The organism is Sulfitobacter sp. KMM 9851 (genome assembly GCF_057178245.1).
Map to the genome: position 1 here is coordinate 38,603 of NZ_JBXUCW010000003.1, position 16,913 is coordinate 55,515.

The 16,913-nt window shown below is 59.3% G+C and carries 17 protein-coding genes; 14 read left to right on the plus strand and 3 right to left on the minus strand.

The window, feature by feature from the left end; genetic code table 11:
* Positions 1 to 46: 46 nt before the first annotated feature.
* Complete coding sequence (locus tag AC1965_RS19205) at positions 47 to 277, plus strand: type II toxin-antitoxin system CcdA family antitoxin (RefSeq protein ID WP_483887321.1); 231 nt, start codon at positions 47 to 49, stop codon at positions 275 to 277.
* A complete protein-coding gene (locus AC1965_RS19210; protein WP_483887322.1) occupies positions 270 to 569 on the plus strand; it encodes a CcdB family protein in 300 nt (99 codons plus the stop codon). The genes AC1965_RS19205 and AC1965_RS19210 overlap by 8 nt, the downstream gene beginning before the upstream one ends.
* Here AC1965_RS19210 and AC1965_RS19215 read toward each other — a convergent pair whose 3' ends face one another.
* Positions 570 to 1,328, minus strand: coding sequence for an MBL fold metallo-hydrolase (locus AC1965_RS19215; protein WP_483887323.1), 759 nt, complete (start codon positions 1,326 to 1,328; stop codon positions 570 to 572).
* Between the two features lie 40 nt (positions 1,329 to 1,368).
* On the opposite strand from AC1965_RS19215, the gene AC1965_RS19220 reads away from it, so the two are divergent.
* Positions 1,369 to 2,493 (plus strand): aminotransferase class I/II-fold pyridoxal phosphate-dependent enzyme, encoded by a 1,125-nt coding sequence (locus AC1965_RS19220; RefSeq protein ID WP_483887324.1) that lies wholly within the window; start codon positions 1,369 to 1,371, stop codon positions 2,491 to 2,493.
* Positions 2,494 to 2,501: 8 nt separating this feature from the next.
* Here the strand turns inward: AC1965_RS19220 and rsgA are convergent, their stop codons facing one another.
* Both rsgA and AC1965_RS19230 read right to left on the minus strand, forming a co-directional pair.
* On the minus strand, positions 2,502 to 3,569 hold the full coding sequence (gene rsgA / locus AC1965_RS19225; RefSeq protein WP_483887325.1) for a ribosome small subunit-dependent GTPase A: 1,068 nt from the start codon (positions 3,567 to 3,569) through the stop codon (positions 2,502 to 2,504).
* A gap of 64 nt (positions 3,570 to 3,633) precedes the next feature.
* Positions 3,634 to 4,404, minus strand: coding sequence for a DeoR/GlpR family DNA-binding transcription regulator (locus AC1965_RS19230; RefSeq protein ID WP_483887348.1), 771 nt, complete (start codon positions 4,402 to 4,404; stop codon positions 3,634 to 3,636).
* A gap of 200 nt (positions 4,405 to 4,604) precedes the next feature.
* On the opposite strand from AC1965_RS19230, the gene glpD reads away from it, so the two are divergent.
* From glpD to AC1965_RS19285, 11 genes are all read left to right on the plus strand, one after another.
* Positions 4,605 to 6,209: a glycerol-3-phosphate dehydrogenase gene (gene glpD, locus AC1965_RS19235; protein ID WP_483887326.1), complete on the plus strand. Its 1,605-nt coding sequence runs from the start codon at positions 4,605 to 4,607 to the stop codon at positions 6,207 to 6,209.
* Positions 6,210 to 6,222: 13 nt separating this feature from the next.
* Positions 6,223 to 7,308: an ABC transporter ATP-binding protein gene (locus tag AC1965_RS19240; protein ID WP_483887327.1), complete on the plus strand. Its 1,086-nt coding sequence runs from the start codon at positions 6,223 to 6,225 to the stop codon at positions 7,306 to 7,308.
* Positions 7,308 to 8,393: an ABC transporter ATP-binding protein gene (locus AC1965_RS19245; protein WP_483887328.1), complete on the plus strand. Its 1,086-nt coding sequence runs from the start codon at positions 7,308 to 7,310 to the stop codon at positions 8,391 to 8,393. Before AC1965_RS19240 ends, AC1965_RS19245 begins: the two co-directional genes overlap by 1 nt.
* Positions 8,390 to 9,262: a carbohydrate ABC transporter permease gene (locus AC1965_RS19250; RefSeq protein WP_483887329.1), complete on the plus strand. Its 873-nt coding sequence runs from the start codon at positions 8,390 to 8,392 to the stop codon at positions 9,260 to 9,262. The genes AC1965_RS19245 and AC1965_RS19250 overlap by 4 nt, the downstream gene beginning before the upstream one ends.
* Positions 9,262 to 10,152 (plus strand): carbohydrate ABC transporter permease, encoded by an 891-nt coding sequence (locus tag AC1965_RS19255; RefSeq protein ID WP_483887330.1) that lies wholly within the window; start codon positions 9,262 to 9,264, stop codon positions 10,150 to 10,152. Before AC1965_RS19250 ends, AC1965_RS19255 begins: the two co-directional genes overlap by 1 nt.
* A 15-nt stretch (positions 10,153 to 10,167) precedes the next feature.
* Positions 10,168 to 10,440: a DUF2160 domain-containing protein gene (locus AC1965_RS19260; RefSeq protein ID WP_483887331.1), complete on the plus strand. Its 273-nt coding sequence runs from the start codon at positions 10,168 to 10,170 to the stop codon at positions 10,438 to 10,440.
* A gap of 88 nt (positions 10,441 to 10,528) precedes the next feature.
* Positions 10,529 to 12,226 carry an ABC transporter substrate-binding protein gene (locus tag AC1965_RS19265; protein WP_483887332.1) on the plus strand — a complete coding sequence of 566 codons (1,698 nt, stop codon included), beginning with the start codon at positions 10,529 to 10,531 and terminating at the stop codon, positions 12,224 to 12,226.
* Between the two features lie 82 nt (positions 12,227 to 12,308).
* Positions 12,309 to 13,805 (plus strand): glycerol kinase GlpK, encoded by a 1,497-nt coding sequence (glpK, locus tag AC1965_RS19270; RefSeq protein WP_483887333.1) that lies wholly within the window; start codon positions 12,309 to 12,311, stop codon positions 13,803 to 13,805.
* Positions 13,805 to 14,947: an iron-containing alcohol dehydrogenase gene (locus AC1965_RS19275; protein ID WP_483887334.1), complete on the plus strand. Its 1,143-nt coding sequence runs from the start codon at positions 13,805 to 13,807 to the stop codon at positions 14,945 to 14,947. The genes glpK and AC1965_RS19275 overlap by 1 nt, the downstream gene beginning before the upstream one ends.
* Positions 14,948 to 15,067: 120 nt before the next feature.
* Positions 15,068 to 15,766 (plus strand): GntR family transcriptional regulator, encoded by a 699-nt coding sequence (locus tag AC1965_RS19280; RefSeq protein WP_483887335.1) that lies wholly within the window; start codon positions 15,068 to 15,070, stop codon positions 15,764 to 15,766.
* A 149-nt stretch (positions 15,767 to 15,915) separates the two neighbouring features.
* On the plus strand, positions 15,916 to 16,878 hold the full coding sequence (locus tag AC1965_RS19285) for a dihydrodipicolinate synthase family protein (RefSeq protein WP_483887349.1): 963 nt from the start codon (positions 15,916 to 15,918) through the stop codon (positions 16,876 to 16,878).
* Positions 16,879 to 16,913: the final 35 nt, after the last annotated feature.

The following is a 16,913-nucleotide window of genomic DNA, read 5'->3' on the forward strand; positions in this document are numbered from 1 at the left end:
GTTCGAAACCTGATGCGCATAATGTATGCGCATAGAGAGGGCCATCATGGGTATTCAGGGACGCACCAAAAAGGCGACGAACGTGACATTGGATCACGCGATGCTGGAAGACGCAAAAGCGCTTGGCGTCAATATTTCCCAGGCCGCAGAGGAAGGCGTGCGCGCTGCGTTGCGTGCGGCCTGGATCGCCCAGAACCGCCCTGCCATCGAGGCCAACAACATCTGGGTCGAAGAAAACGGGCTGCCGCTGGAAAAATACCGCATGTTTGATGTCTAGATTTGATCTGTACCGGGGGACCGGCGGGACGACCTATCTGCTGGATCTCCAGTCTGAATATCTTGTTGATTATTCCACGCGCGTCGTCGCCCCCGTCGTGCCGCTGGCTGAGTTCAAATACCCGGTCAAAGGTCTGAATCCGCTTGTGACGATTGAGGATGAGACATTTGTCGTACTGACGCATTTCATCGCCGCCATTCCTGCGGCGGGTCTGGGCGCCTATGTGACGAACCTGTTGAGCCAGTCGGATGAGTTTACCCGTGCGCTCGACCTGTTGTTTCAGGGGTATTGATCAGGCGAACCAATGCGGGGCCTTTTTCAGGTCAGGCCATTGTTCGGGGCTGTGGCCAAAGATCACAAAGGCCTTCCGTTCGGCGGCCATTCGCATCAGTCGGTCACCGTGGTGCATCGCAAGGTCATCATGCCAGGATCCGGCAAATTTCTCGTCAATCTCGGACGCGCGGCTGATGGCGTCAGAGGTCAGCAGCACCCAGCCGGTCTGCGGCAGGCGGATCATAAAGGCCAATTGACCGGGCGCATGGCCGGGACAATGCAACACCTCGAAATCCGGGCCAAGCTGGCTGTCTTCTTCGACCAGTACATAGTCGCGGTCCGGCCATTCCATCGCCTGTTTGCCCGACCAATACAGCGGCCGGGGCAGGGCGCGTTCATCGGCGGAAATCAGGATCGGCGCATGAGGGTAGCCCGCCATATCGCCCACATGGTCGATATGTGTATGGCTTTGGATCATCAGCGTGACATCGGATTTTTGCAGTCCGAGTTTGGCCAACTGGGCCCCGGGCATATTGTCGGGCGTGATCGACAGCACGCGGCCAAAGCTGCCCAGATCATCCTCTGCGGTGGCGCCATCCGCGTCCTGCGCGTATTTTTCAGGAAAGCCGGTGTCGATCAGCACCGTTTCATCAGCGTCGGTTTGCACTACAAAGCCGCAAATCCCGATGGTGCGCGGCCCGGCATGAACCTCGAATAACCCGTAATCCAGTACGGCAAGGCGTCGGGGTTTGCCCTTGAGAGATAGTTGCAAACTCATATAGTCCTCCTGTTGCGGATGATTTAGGGGGGGCTGCACCGTGAAAGTCAAGATACACACGTTATTCGAATATCTGCTGGAAACCACCGATGCTGCGCCAGAGGCGATCGTGGGGTTTTCGCTGTCCGGCGCGCCAAAGCTGGGAGATTATCTGGAGGATCTCGACCCCGAACAATCACTTGACTGGAACGGCCGTGACTTTCGCGGCCTGCCGGAACTGCGCGATCATGTGCTGGCGCAGGCGGGCCTGACCGAGATGTGCAGCGCGCGCGATGTGCTGATTACTGCGGGCGCGGCAGAGGCGAATTATCTGGCGATCATGCAACTGCTGCAACCGGGCGATGAGATCGTCATCGAGACCCCCGGCTGGCCCCAAGCCGAGGTGTTGGCCAAGGCGATTGGCGCGCATGTGGTCAAGATTGAGAGGCAAGAGACCGACAACTGGCGTCTGCCGCTGGACCGGCTGGCGGCGAGCGTGTCGGCCCAGACCAAGATGATTTTCATCACCAATCCCAATAACCCCACGGGCGATCTGCTGAGCGCGGATGATCTGGCCGAATTGGTCAGGATCGCCGACAGGGTAGGGGCCTGGTTGCTGGTGGATGAAGTCTATGCCGGGCTGGAATGGGACGGACCGCGCGCCCCCTCCGTGGCGGGCATGTATGCACGCGGGATCACCACGGGGTCGGTTAGCAAGGCGCTGGGGCTACAGGGGTTACGCACCGGGTGGCTGATCTGCCCCGATCCGGAGCTGGTCATGGATGCTGTGATCCTGCGCGAAAATTCCTCTGAGATCATGAACATCATGGGCGAGGTCATTGCCGAGGTGGCGCTGCGGCCTGATCGGTATGCCCCCGCCATGGAAAAGGCACGGCGCGAGGGGCGCGCGAACCTTTCGCAGATGGATGCCTGGGTTGCGGCACAAGAGGGGCTGAGTTGGGTTGCGCCCCGTGCCGGGCTGATCGGGCTGGGGCGGCTGCCCGAAGGGATCGACAGTGACACATTTGCGCGGTTCCTCTTGGCCGCGCCCTATCGGACCTTCCTGTTGCCGGGCAGCGCCTATGACCAGCCAAACCACATCAGGCTGGGTGTCGGCGGCGGGGCGGCGGTAAACCTCGAGGACGGGCTGCAACGGGTGTCACAGGCCCTGCGCGACATGACGTAATGGCGCAGTTATTCCTTGGGGTTCTTGCGCTGCACTGAGTTGATGAATTTACCCAGTTGTTTGTCCTTGGACCGGCGTTCAGCCAGATTGGCGGTGTTGCGTTCTTCTTCGGACACCAGCTTGCGCCAGCGGCGGATGCGGTCGGCGTCGATCGTGCCATCGGCAACGGCGGCCTGCACCGCGCAGCCCGGTTCGCTGTCGTGCATGCAGTCGCGAAAGCGGCACTGGGCAGAGAGATCGTGTAAATCGGCGAACACCGCCTCGACTCCTGCCGCGATGTCGGTCAGCTGCAACTGACGCATCCCCGGCGTGTCCATCACCATGCAGCCACCCGCAACCGGGTGCAGCGCGCGGTGGGTGGTGGTGTGACGGCCCTTATCGTCCGCCTCGCGGATTTCCTGCGTTGCGATCGTATCGCCGCCTGTCAGCGCGTTGGTCAGGGTGGATTTCCCCACGCCGGACGATCCTAGAAACGCGATGGTCTGGCCCGCGCCCGTCCAGGGTGCCAATTGGCTGGCAACATCACCGTGGCGGGCATCAAGGGCCACCACATCCGCGCGCGACGACACCTTGCGGGCCTCATCGAGATAGGTTTGGGCATCGTCGCACAGGTCCACTTTGGTCAGCAGGATAACCGGGGACAATTCGGCCTCAAGCACCAATGCGACGTACCGCTCAAGCCGCGCCACGTTGAAATCCTGATTGCAGGAGGTGACGATGAACGCGGTGTCGATGTTGGCGGCGATCAACTGAACGGCGCGGTCCGTCCCCGGCGCGCGGCGCTTGATCAGGCTCTTACGCTCCAGCCTGCGGGTCGCGGTGCCGGTGGCGGGATCATATAGCACCCAGTCACCGACTGTCGTGTCTGGCAGTGGCGGCACCTGCACATCAATACCATCGCCCAGAACGTGAAAGCGGCTGCGGTGCACCGCAGTAACACGGGCGGGGGGCGTTTCGATCAGCTCATCCGCGCTAAGCTGCTGGGCAAAGAAATGCTGCCAGCCCAAACAGCGCAGCGGTGACGGCGGCGTTGGGGTCTTGGCGGTCGGAAACAGGTGCGAATAGTCGCGTGTCATTGCAGGGGCCTTCATGTGCCTAGACAGATAGAATGCCACTGCGGCGCGTTACAATCTAGCGGCATCATTCGGTTTGATTGGCGATGATGACTTCTGTACCCCATTCGGCACATTTGCGCGGCAGCTCTGCCGGCAGGGTCAGATCCGTAAAGAACATGTCGACGTCCCCTGCCGAGGCGATGCGCGCGGGGGCCGTACGTTTGAATTTGGAATGATCCGCCACCAGAAACGCCCGGCGCGATTGCGCGATGATGCTTTGGCTCACGCCGACCTCTTCGATGTCGAAATCCAGCAGGTCCCCGTCTTCGTCCATCGCTGAACAGCCGATCACCGCGATGTCGAACTTGAAATGCCGAATGGTGTCGATCGTAAGGTTGCCCACCAGCCCGCCATCGGCGCGGCGCAGGGCGCCACCCGTCAGGATGATCTGGCATTCCGGGTTGTCGACGAGGATATTGGCCACGTTCATGTTGTTGGTGACAACCATGATATCGCGGTGGTGCAACAGCGCGCGCGCCACCGCTTCGGTACTGGTGCCGATGTTCAGAAACAGCGAACAGCCGTCCGGGATATGCTGCACACAGGCGCGCGCGATGCGGGCCTTGGCATCTTCGTTCAGATTGCGCCGCTCGGCATAGCCAATATTGCTGGCCCCCGAAGGCAGCACGGCCCCGCCATGCACGCGCTCCAGTTTGCCGATCTCGGCCAATTCGGTCAGATCGCGGCGAATCGTTTGATGGGTGACGCCGAAATATTCGGCCAGCCCATCGACGGTAACCTTACCTTCGCGACGCGCTATATCGAGGATATCAGGATGGCGAAATGTTTGTGAAATGATGCGGCTCCCGGCGCTTAACGGTCTGGCAATTATGCCTTTTGCCGATGATTGCGCAAGAGTGCGTGGCAGCACCCATCGCGCGCGAATGTTCGTTAATCCGCAAAAGCGAACATAAACGAAAATAAAACTTGTGCAGATTTCGCGTGTTCCGTAACACTATGGCAAGTAGGCGCGCAATCTGAGCAGGGGAGGGCCAGGTGACCGACAAACAGCCCGAACAGCATCAGGTCGATCTTTTTGTCATTGGTGGTGGCATCAATGGCTGCGGTATCGCGCGGGATGCGGCCGGGCGGGGGATGTCCGTCACGCTGGCGGAAATGAACGACCTGGCAAGCGCCACATCATCGGCATCGACCAAGCTGTTTCACGGCGGGCTGCGGTATCTGGAATATTTCGAGGTCGGGCTGGTGCGACATGCGCTGGCAGAACGCGAGACCCTGCTGCGCGCCATGCCGCATATTTCCTGGCCCATGCGTTTTGTGCTACCTTATCACCGTGACATGCGGTTTGAGGGCGATACGCCGACGTCAAAGCTGTTGCGGATATTTATGCCGTGGATGCGTGGGCGGCGCCCTGCCTGGCTGATCCGGCTGGGGCTGTTCCTATATGACAATCTGGGCGGTCGGAAAATATTGCCCGCCACGCGCAGCCTGTCGTTGATCGGCACGGCGGAAGGTGCGCCGTTGGAGGACCGGTTCGAAAAGGCTTTCGAATATTCCGACTGCTGGATCGAGGATTCCCGGCTGGTTGTGCTGAACGCCCGCGATGCCCAAAATCGCGGCGCGCGGATCATGGTGCGCAGCAAGGTGATCTCTGCCGCCCGCGCCAGCGACGGCTGGGCCGTAACGGTCGAACACAGTGACAGCGGCACGCAAGAGGTCATCCACGCCAAAATGCTGGTGAACGCCGGCGGTCCTTGGGTTGGGGACATCATCCACAACACGGTGCGCATCAACTCAACCGAAGGGGTTCGGCTGGTGCGGGGCAGTCATATCGTCACAAAGCGGCTGTATGACCATGACAAATGCTATTTCTTTCAAGGGACGGATGGGCGGATCATTTTCACCATTCCCTATGAACAGGATTTCACGCTGATCGGCACCACGGATGCCGACCACCCCGATCCGTCGGTAAAACCCGTTTGCACGCCCGAAGAACAAGATTACCTGATTGATTTTGCAAACAGCTATCTCAAACAGAACATAAGCCGCGGTGATATCGTCTGGACGTATTCCGGTGTGCGCCCGCTTTACGATGACGGCGCCAGCAGCGCGACGGCGGCAACCCGTGATTATACGCTCAAGGTGGACACAGCCGGCGGCGCGCCGATCCTGAATGTCTTTGGCGGCAAGATCACAACCTACCGCAAACTCGCCGAAGATGCGTTGGACATGATCGCACCTTTCTTTCCTTCGCTGACATCGGAATGGACGGCAGGCGTTGCTTTGCCGGGCGGTGATTTTCCAGTGGACGGGGTGGATGAGCTGATCGACCGCCTGCAGGCGGATTACGGGTTTCTGACCCGCACATGGGCGCGGCGACTGGTGCGTGCCTATGGCACTGAAAGCTGGGAAATGCTGGGCGGTGCCGCCGTGACCGACGATCCAAGCGAAGATTTCGGCGCAACATTGACTGCGCGCGAAGTGGTATGGCTGATGGATAAGGAATATGCGCGCAGCGCCGAGGATGTGATCTGGCGCCGCAGCAAGCTGGGTTTGCGGCTGAATGCTGACCAGATCACCACGTTGGACAATTGGATGAAAGCGCGGGCGGCGAAATCTGCCAGCCGTGCAGCGGAATAGAGGGAGGACAGACGTGAGTTTGATCCTAAAAAACGTGTCGAAGAAGGTCGGGTCGCAGACCCATATTTATCCGACCGATCTGACCTTGGAAAAGGGCACGATGAATGTGCTGTTGGGGCCAACGTCGTCGGGTAAGACATCGCTCATGCGGTTGATGGCGGGGCTGGATGTGCCGAACACCGGGCAGGTCATCTGGAATGATCAGGATGTCACGGGCATGCGCGTGCAGGACCGCAAGGTGGCGATGGTGTATCAGCAGTTCATCAATTACCCGTCGATGACCGTCTACGACAACATCGCCTCGCCAATGAAGCTGGTGGGCAAATCAAAGAGCGAGATTGACCGCGCCGTACGCGAAACTGCCGAATTGATGCAACTGACCCCGATGTTGCAGCGCAAGCCGCTGGAATTGTCAGGCGGGCAGCAGCAACGCTGTGCGCTGGCGCGCGCCCTGGTGAAAAACGCCGGGTTGGTATTGCTGGATGAACCACTGGCAAACCTTGACTACAAACTGCGCGAAGAGCTGCGTGCGGAAATCCCCAAGATATTTGAACGTGCCGGGTCGATCTTCGTCTATGCCACGACAGAACCGGAGGAGGCCTTGCTGCTCGGCGGCAATACCGCCGCGCTATGGGAAGGCCGCGTCACACAATTTGGCCTGACGCCAAATGTGTATCGCCGCCCTGAAAATGCCACCACAGCACGGGTGTTCTCTGATCCACCGATGAATTTTCTGTCGATGACCAAAGCGGGCAATATGTTGCGCTTTGACGGCGGCGAAATGTCGACACCCGCGACGATGGCCGCGTTGGGCGACGGCGAATACACCGCCGGGTTCCGCCCCAATCACCTAACACTGGCGGCACAGACGCCGGTCGCGATCGGATTTGACGCCGTGTTGAACGTGACCGAGATCACTGGGTCCGAAACCTTTGTCCACCTTGATTATCACGGCGCACGCTGGGTCGGTCTGGTGCATGGCATTCAGCACCTGAAACCCGGTCAACCGCTGCGCGTCTATCTGGACCCGGCACATATTTATCTTTTCGACAATGACGGTGCACTGGTTTCTGCCGCGCCTTATGCGGAGGCAGCATAATGGCCAAAATCACGCTTGATAATCTGGCACACTCCTACCTGCCCAATCCGCAGCACGAGGATGATTTCGCGCTGAAGGAGCTGAACCACGACTGGATTGACGGCGAGGCCTATGCGCTGCTGGGCGCGTCAGGCTGTGGGAAGTCCACCCTTCTGAACATCATTTCAGGGCTGTTGCAGCCCAGCCAGGGGCGCATCCTGTTCAACGATGTCGACGTGACCCACGCCCCCACGGCAGAGCGTAACATCGCACAGGTTTTCCAGTTTCCGGTCGTCTACGACACGATGACCGTGCGCGACAATCTGGCCTTCCCACTGCGCAACCGCGGGGCGGATGCGGGATATGTGGCGCAGCGCGTGCAGCAGATTGCACAGATGATCGGTATGGAAGATGTGCTGAACCACAAGGCACGCGGGCTGACGGCGGATGCGAAACAGAAGATTTCGCTGGGCCGTGGCATGGTGCGCGAAGATGTGAATGCGCTACTGTTTGATGAGCCTTTGACGGTGATCGACCCCCATATGAAATGGGAATTGCGCACGCAGTTGAAATCGCTGCACCATGAGTTTGGTCATACGATGATCTATGTGACACATGATCAGACCGAGGCGCTGACCTTTGCCGATAAGGTCGTGGTGATGTTTGACGGGCGGGTGGTGCAGATTGGCACGCCGCAGGAATTGTTTGAACGGCCCGCGCATACTTTTGTAGGGTATTTCATCGGCTCGCCGGGGATGAACCTGTTTGATGTGGATATCAGCGGCAGCACGGCGCAGATCGCAGGCACGTCTGTTGATCTGGCGGCGAGCTATGCGCCCAAGGGCGGCAAACTGCAACTGGGCGTGCGGCCTGAGTTTATTCGCCTGAACGGTGACGGCGTGGGTGTCCCGGCAACGGTCACGCGCATCGAAGATGTGGGCCGACACAAGATCATCCGCCTCGACGTCGCAGGCCAGCCGGTCAACGCCATCGCTGAAGAAGGCGCAGAGGTTCCAAGCGAAAACACCGCGATCAGTTTTGATCCAGCAGGCATCAACGTCTACGCAGACGATTGGCGCGTCAGCGCAGAGGGGGAGGTAGAATGAACAAGACAGTCAACCAAAAGGCATGGTTCCTTGTCCTGCCGGTGCTGATCCTCGTGGCATTTTCCGCCGTGATCCCGCTGATGACGGTGGTCAATTATTCGGTGCAAGACACCTTTGGCCGCAATGAGTTTTTCTGGGCGGGGCTGGAGTGGTTTTCGGACATGCTGGCCAGTGATCGGATGTGGGATGCGCTGGGGCGACAGTTGATCTTTTCCGGGATTATTCTGGCCATTGAAATCCCGCTGGGTATTTTCGTGGCCCTGAATATGCCGAAAAAGGGCTTTTGGGCCAGTTTCTGTCTGGTGCTGATGTCGCTGCCACTGCTGATCCCGTGGAATGTCGTCGGCACGATCTGGCAGATTTTTGGGCGCGTCGATATCGGCTTGCTGGGGTACACCCTCGATAAACTGGGGATCACCTACAACTACACCCAAGATATCACCGCCGCCTGGATCACCGTTGTTGTGATGGATGTCTGGCACTGGACTTCGCTTGTGGCGCTGCTGGCATATGCCGGGCTGCAATCCATCCCAGACGCCTATTATCAGGCCGCCAAAATTGATCAGGCAAGCCGCTGGGCTGTGTTTCGGTATATCGAACTGCCCAAGATGGCGGGCGTGCTGATGATCGCCATCTTGCTGCGGTTCATGGACAGTTTCATGATCTATACGGAGCCGTTTGTCGTCACAGGCGGGGGGCCGGGCAATGCCACCACTTTCCTGTCGATTGATCTGGTTAAAATGGCGATTGGCCAGTTTGATCTGGGGCCCGCGGCGGCATTCAGCCTGATGTATTTCCTCGTAATCCTGTTGATCTCATGGGTGTTCTACACCGTCATGGTCAACCTCGACAAAAGGGATGGTGTGTAATGTCCGATAGCACCTTACAAGCCCCCGGCGCCGCTGATCTGCCCGGCAAGGTGACAGATACCGTCAGCATCACGCGGCGGCAGCGCTTCCGGCCAAACGGGTCGATGATCGTGATGACGATCTATCTTATCTTCCTGTTGCTGCCGATCTACTGGCTGATCAACATGAGCCTTAAAACCAACGCTGAAATCCTCGGGGCGTTTTCGCTGTTTCCGCGTGATCTGACGCTGGCGAATTACACCAAGATTCTGACCGATCCGAGCTGGTACATGGGGTATGTCAACAGCCTGATCTATGTCGTGATGAACACCGTGATCAGCCTCGCCGTGGCGCTGCCTGCGGCCTATGCCTTTAGCCGGTACAGCTTTATGGGCGACAAGCACCTGTTTTTCTGGCTGCTGACCAACCGGATGGCACCCCCTGCGGTTTTCGCGCTGCCGTTTTTCCAGCTCTATTCATCGGTGGGCCTGTTCGACACCCATATCGCTGTGGCGCTGGCGCATTGTCTGTTCAATGTGCCGCTGGCGGTCTGGATCTTGGAAGGTTTCATGCGCGGCGTGCCGAAAGAGATTGACGAAACGGCGTATCTGGATGGTTATTCCTTCCCGCGCTTTTTCATCCGTATTTTCACGCCGCTGATTGCCAGTGGCATCGGGGTCGCGGCGTTTTTCTGTTTCATGTTCTCATGGGTCGAACTGCTGCTGTCGCGCACGCTGACATCCGTCGACGCGAAACCCATCGCGGCCACCATGACCCGTACCGTCAGCGCCTCTGGCCTTGATTGGGGTGTGCTGGCTGCTGCCGGGGTGCTGACGATCGTGCCTGGCGCCTTGGTGATTTATTTTGTCCGCAACTACATCGCCAAGGGCTTTGCCCTGGGCCGCGTGTAAGAAGGGAGCCCCGACATGTCTTGGATGGCCTGGACCACCCCCACCGCCCTGTTTTTTGTGGTGATCGCCTGTTTGCTGGTCACTTTTACGATCCTCGCGATCAAATACCCTGAGACGCCCCGCGTCGGCGTGCTCAGGATTGAAACAACCCGTGGTGACCGTCTGTTCATCACGCTTCTCGGCTCGGCCTTTATCAATCTGATCTGGCTGGGTTTTGAGGCAGGCCCGCAGCCCTATGCGCTGCTGGTCTGTCTGGCCTATGCCGTTGCGGTGTTCCGCTGGGTTTAGGCAGTTCTATGGCCAATCTCCGGGCAATCGGGGAAGGCCGCTATACGTTAACTAACTGTCTTGGGAGGACAAAATGAGACTATCTGTCATGAAATCAAGTACCGCGCTTGCGGTCACGCTGGGCTTGCTGGCCGGGCCTGTCTTTGCGGATATGGACGCCGCTCAGAAGTTCTTGGACGAGAACATCGAACGCTCCGCGCTTAGCCGCGAAGAGCAAGAAGCGGAGATGCAGTTTTTCGTCGACGCCGCCGAGCCGTTCAAGGGCATGGACATCAAGGTTGTGTCCGAAACCATCACGACCCACGAATACGAGGCCAACGTTCTGGCCCCGGCATTCACCGCGATCACGGGTATCAAGATCACCCATGATCTGATCGGCGAAGGCGATGTGGTGGAAAAACTGCAAACGCAGATGCAGTCGGGCGAAAATATCTATGACGCCTATATCAACGACTCTGATCTGATTGGCACGCACTGGCGTTACAAGCAGGCACGCAGTCTGACCGACTGGATGGCGAATGAGGGCAAAGACGTCACCAACCCCGGTCTGGATCTGGAAGACTACATCGGTCTGGATTTCACCACGTCGCCAGATGGTGAATTGTACCAACTGCCAGACCAGCAGTTTGCGAACCTCTATTGGTTCCGCCAGGATTGGTTCACCGATCCCGACCTGATGGCCGAGTTCAAGGAAAAATACGGCTATGATCTGGGTGTGCCGGTCAACTGGTCTGCTTATGAAGACATCGCTGAATTCTTCACTGGCCGCACCATTGATGGCGTCGAAGTCTATGGCAACATGGACTACGGCAAGAAAGACCCATCGCTTGGCTGGCGCTACACTGATGCGTGGATGTCCATGGCTGGTATGGGCGACGTGGGCGAACCCAACGGTCTGCCGGTTGACGAATGGGGCATCCGGGTGAACGAAAATTCACAGCCCGTCGGCTCTTGCGTTACCCGTGGCGGGGCCACCAACGATGCGGCGGCCGTCTATGCGATCACCAAATCCATCGAATGGCTGGAAAAATATACGCCTCCGGCTGCCGCTGGCATGACCTTTGGTGAGGCTGGACCGGTTCCTGCACAGGGTGCGATTGCCCAGCAGATGTTCTGGTACACCGCCTTTACCGCTGACATGGTAAACGACGCCGCCAAGGCCGTGCTAAACGACGACGGCACGCCCAAGTGGCGCATGGCCCCCAGCCCGCATGGGGCATACTGGAAAGACGGCCAGAAGGTCGGCTATCAGGATGTGGGCAGCTGGACGCTGATGGAAAGCACACCGGTCGATCGCGCCAAGGCCGCTTGGCTTTATGCGCAGTTCGTGACGTCCAAGACCGTGGACGTGGAAAAGGCCCACGCCGGCCTGACCTTTATCCGCGAGTCGACCATCCAGCACGAAAGCTTTACCGAGCGTGCGCCCAAGCTGGGCGGTCTGGTCGAGTTCTACCGCTCGCCTGCCCGCGTCGCGTGGTCCCCAACCGGGACAAACGTGCCGGATTATCCCAAGCTGGCTCAACTGTGGTGGCAGAACATCGGCGACGCAATGTCCGGTGCGAAAACCCCGCAAGAAGCACTCGACAGCCTTTGTGCCGAGCAGGAAAAAGTGCTGGAACGGCTTGAGCGCGCAGGCGTGCAAGGCGATCTGGGTCCGAAGATGAACGAGGAACAGGATGCGTCCTACTGGCTGGAACAGCCTGGCTCCCCTGTTGCCAAGCTCGACAATGAAGACCCTGCACCAGAGACCATCAGCTACGAAGAGTTGATCAAATCCTGGCAGTAAGCCACACTTCGGGGCCGGGGCGCGCGTATTGCGCCCCGGCCCTTTTTTATTTGCGACTGCGCCATCATTCGGGATCAATGCCATGACCCATATCCTTGCCATCGACCAAGGTACCACATCGTCACGCGCCATCATTTTTGACAGCGCAATGGCCGTGATCGCCACGGCCCAAGAAGAATTTCCCCAACATTTCCCGCAATCCGGCTGGGTGGAACATGATCCCGGTGATCTGTGGGCCACGACCGCAGGCACCTGCCGCGCGGTGATCGAAAAGGCCGGGCTGGCCCCCGATGACATCGCCGCCATCGGCATCACCAACCAACGCGAAACCACGCTGGTTTGGGACGCCAAAACCGGCGCGCCTATCCATAACGCCATCGTCTGGCAGGACCGCCGCACCGCAGATTTCTGCCGCACGCTGCGCGAGAGCGGCGATGACAAGATGATCACCGCGCGCACCGGATTGCTGGCAGATCCGTATTTTTCTGGCACCAAGCTCAAGTGGATCTTGGACAATGTCGAGGGCGCGCGCGACCGGGCCAAACGTGGTGACCTGCTGTTTGGGACGGTCGATAGTTACCTGATCTGGAAGCTGACCGGCGGGGAGATACATGCAACCGACGCCACCAACGCCGCGCGCACCCTGCTGTATGACATTCACAAGGGCCGGTGGAGCCAGACAATCTGTAACCTGTTCGACATCCCGATGCAGATGTTGCCCGAGGTGCGCGACTGTGCGGCGGATTTCGGAACCACGCGCCCCGACCTTTTCGGACGCCCGATCCCGATCATGGGTGTGGCGGGGGATCAGCAGGCAGCGACCATCGGTCAGGCCTGTTTCAAACCCGGCATGATGAAATCGACCTACGGCACCGGGTGTTTTGCCTTGTTGAACACCGGCGATACGGCGGTAACCTCGACCAATCGCTTGCTGACGACCATCGCTTACCAATTGGACGGCAAACCGACGTACGCGCTCGAAGGGTCAATTTTTGTCGCAGGCGCCGTGGTGCAATGGCTGCGCGACGGGCTCAAGATCATCCGCGAGGCGGGCGAAACCCAAGCCCTGGCTGAACGTGCGGACCCAAATCAGAACGTGGTGCTGGTGCCTGCCTTTGTCGGCCTCGGCGCGCCCTATTGGAATGCGGAATGTCGCGGGGCGGTGTTCGGGCTGACGCGCAATTCCGGCCCGGCCGAACTCGCCCGTGCGGCCCTGGAAAGTGTCGGTTACCAGACCCGTGACCTGTTAGAGGCGATGCAGGCCGATTGGGCGGCGCAGGGTGCGGCGGGTGATATTGCCACCCTGCGTGTTGATGGCGGGATGAGCGCGAGCGACTGGGCCATGCAGTTTCTGTCAGACGTAATAGGGGCACCGGTTGACCGACCGCGCGTGTTGGAAACCACCGCGCTAGGGGTCGCGTGGCTGGCTGGTCAGCGCGTAGGGATTTACCCCGACATGGCAGGCTTTGCCCGTGAATGGGCGCTCGATGCGCAATTCACATCGCAGATGCCCGAAACCGTGCGCGACGAAAAATATGCCGCTTGGAAACGTGCGGTGGCCGCCACGTTGCAATTTTGATGTCAGGTATCGGTCCATTTGATTTTACCACAGCCGGGCGCATACGCTTTGGCCGGGGCGTGGCGAATGATGCCGCGGCACTGGTAATGCCGTTCGGGCGCAGGGTCTTGCTGGTGCGGGGGTCTTCTGTTGCCTGGGTCGACGAACTGGCATCACGGCTTCGCGCGCAGGGGGCGACGGTAACGGAATATCGCGCAGCGGGGGAGCCGGATATCGCAGGGGTGACCGCCGCCACCGCCGCCGGACGGGGTGCAGCCGTGGACGCAGTTGTCGGCGTGGGCGGCGGTGCGATACTTGATCTTGCCAAAGCGGCCGCGGCACTGATCCCAAGTCAGGGCCACATTATGGACCACCTCGAAGTTGTGGGGCAGGGCAGGGCGCTGACAACAGACCCGCTGCCGATGGTTGCGATCCCGACCACCGCAGGCACCGGGGCCGAAGTGACCAAGAATGCTGTGATCGCCGTACCGGACGCCGCGCGCAAAGTCAGCCTGCGCGCCGACCGTATGTTGCCACGCCTCGCCTTGGTGGACCCGGCGCTGACGGATAACGCGCCGCGCGCCGTAACGCTTGGCTCTGGCCTCGACGCGTTGGTGCAGGTGATCGAGCCGTTTCTGTCATCGCGCGCAAACCTGTTGACTGATGCCATCTGCCGCGCGGCAATCCCAATGGGCATCGCGGCCCTGCGCCAGCTCGAATCCGGCGAAGACAGCGACGCCCGCGATGCGATGGCCTATGTCAGCCTGTCGGGGGGGCTGGCGCTGGCTAACGCGGGTTTGGGCGCCGTGCATGGTCTGGCGGGTGTGGTTGGCGGGCGTTTCGGCGCGCCGCATGGGTTGATCTGCGGTCGGTTGCTGGGTCCGGTACTGGCCGCCAATCACGCCGGCATGGGGCCATCGGCCCGCATGGACGCGGTTCTGGAATGGCTGGCGACCGGCTTTGGCTTGCCGCGCGCCGATGTATTTGCCGCCCTTGATGCCCGGATTGATGCGTGGGGTTTGGACCGCTTGGGCCGCTGGATCGGCAGCGAGGCGGATCTGACCGCCGTGGCGCAAGAGGCACACGCATCGTCGTCGATGCGCGCCAACCCCTGCGTTCTGCCCGTTACAGCGCTTGAGGCGTGTCTGCGCGCCGCACTTTGACATCTGCGCGGGCCGGGATTGCAGGGCCAATGTTTAGAACCTAAGAGTGTTTAGCCGGGCAATTGTTGTTTCTCGGGAAAACACCTATTGATACTGGGCATGTCGACGAGAAAGTGACCTATGGCACCTAAATCCAAACCGTCCGAGCGCAAACGCGGGTCCGGGGTACAATTCGTTTACACTATTCTGCGGGACGAAATTCTTGCCCTGACACTGGCGCCAGGTAGCCCCATCGACGAGATTCAGCTGTCAGAGCGCCTGTCGATGTCGCGGACCCCGATCCGCGAAGCGCTGGTGCGTCTGGCCAGCGAGGGGCTGGTGACAACGCTGCCAAACCGGTCAACCGTCGTGTCCAATATTGATTTCATGAACATGCACACGTTCTTTGATGCGATCACATTGATGTACCGCGTCACGACACGTCTGGCGGCGCAGTATCAGACCCCCGCCGATATGGCAGCAATCCGGGCGCGTCAGAAAGAATTTGCAGCAGCGGTTGCGGCGCAGGATGCATTGGCGATGATTGCCACAAACCGGGAATTCCATGCGGTGATCGCCATGGCGGGGCGCAATCCTTATTATGAATCCCTGTGCCTGCGCCTGCTGGATGAAGGGAGGCGGTTGTTGCGGATGTACTATTCGTCCTTCGACGACCAACTGCCGCACCAATATGTCCAGGAGCATGAGGATCTGATCGAGGCCATCGAAACACGTGATATCGCGCGTGCAGATTCACTTGCCGCAGTGCATGCGGATCAGATCGTTCATCAGATTCAGTCATTGATTTCACGCGACAGACGGCAGCACATCTCGCTATAAGCGCTTGAAAAGATGGGGTTTAGGCCCAAAAATAAGCTAACATATTTTTCTTGTCGACAAAAAGAATACAAGAGCTATTATGCTTTTAGCCCGGCATGGCGTAGGCACGTCCGCGCGCTGGAGGACAGATTTCTATGATGGAGAATATGATGACTTCGACAATCTTTTCTGGCTGCATCCCGGCCCTGATGACCCCTTGCACAGAGGATCGGAAACCGGATTTCGACGCACTGGTGCGCATGGGTAAAAAGCTGATTTCTGACGGAATGCGCGCTGTGGTCTATTGTGGGTCGATGGGGGATTGGCCCCTGCTGACCGACGCAGAGCGTATGGAAGGCGTTGAACGTCTGGTAAAGGCAGGGGTGCCTGTGATTGTTGGCACCGGTGCCGTGAACAGTAAACTGGCTGCCGAACATGCGGCACATGCGCAAAAGGTTGGCGCGCATGGGTTGATGGTGATCCCCCGCGTGTTGTCGCGCGGCCCGTCGATCACAGCACAGCGTGCGCATTTCAAGGCAGTCCTGGGGGCCGCTCCTGATCTGCCGGCGGTGATCTACAACAGCCCCTATTATGGTTTTGCCACACGTGCTGAACTGTTCTTTGCCCTGCGCGCTGAACATCCCAACCTCGTCGGGTTCAAGGAATTTGGCGGCGCAGAAGACATGCGCTATGCGGCGGAAAACATCACCAGCAGGGACGACGAAGTGACCCTGATGATCGGTGTCGATACCACCGTGTTCCACGGTTTTGTCAACTGCGGTGCCACAGGCGCCATCACTGGTATCGGCAACGTGCTGCCCAAAGAGGTGCTGCATATGGTGGCGCTAAGCCAGGCCGCGGCCGCAGGTGACGCCGAGGCACGCCAGCGCGCGCTTGAGCTGGAAGCGGCCCTTGGTGTTTTGTCTTCTTTCGACGAAGGCCCGGATCTGGTGCTGTACTACAAGCATATGATGGTGCTGGAAGGGTATGCGGAATACGGTCTGCACTTTAATGAAACCGATGCCCTGTCCGACAGCCAGCGCGGCTATGTGGAGGCGCAGCACAATCTGTTCCGCACCTGGTATGCGGATTGGAGCAAGCAAGGCGGCGTGATCGCGAAATACGCAGCCTGAACACCGCGCTCAACACCTCTCTGTGGGAAAGGCCC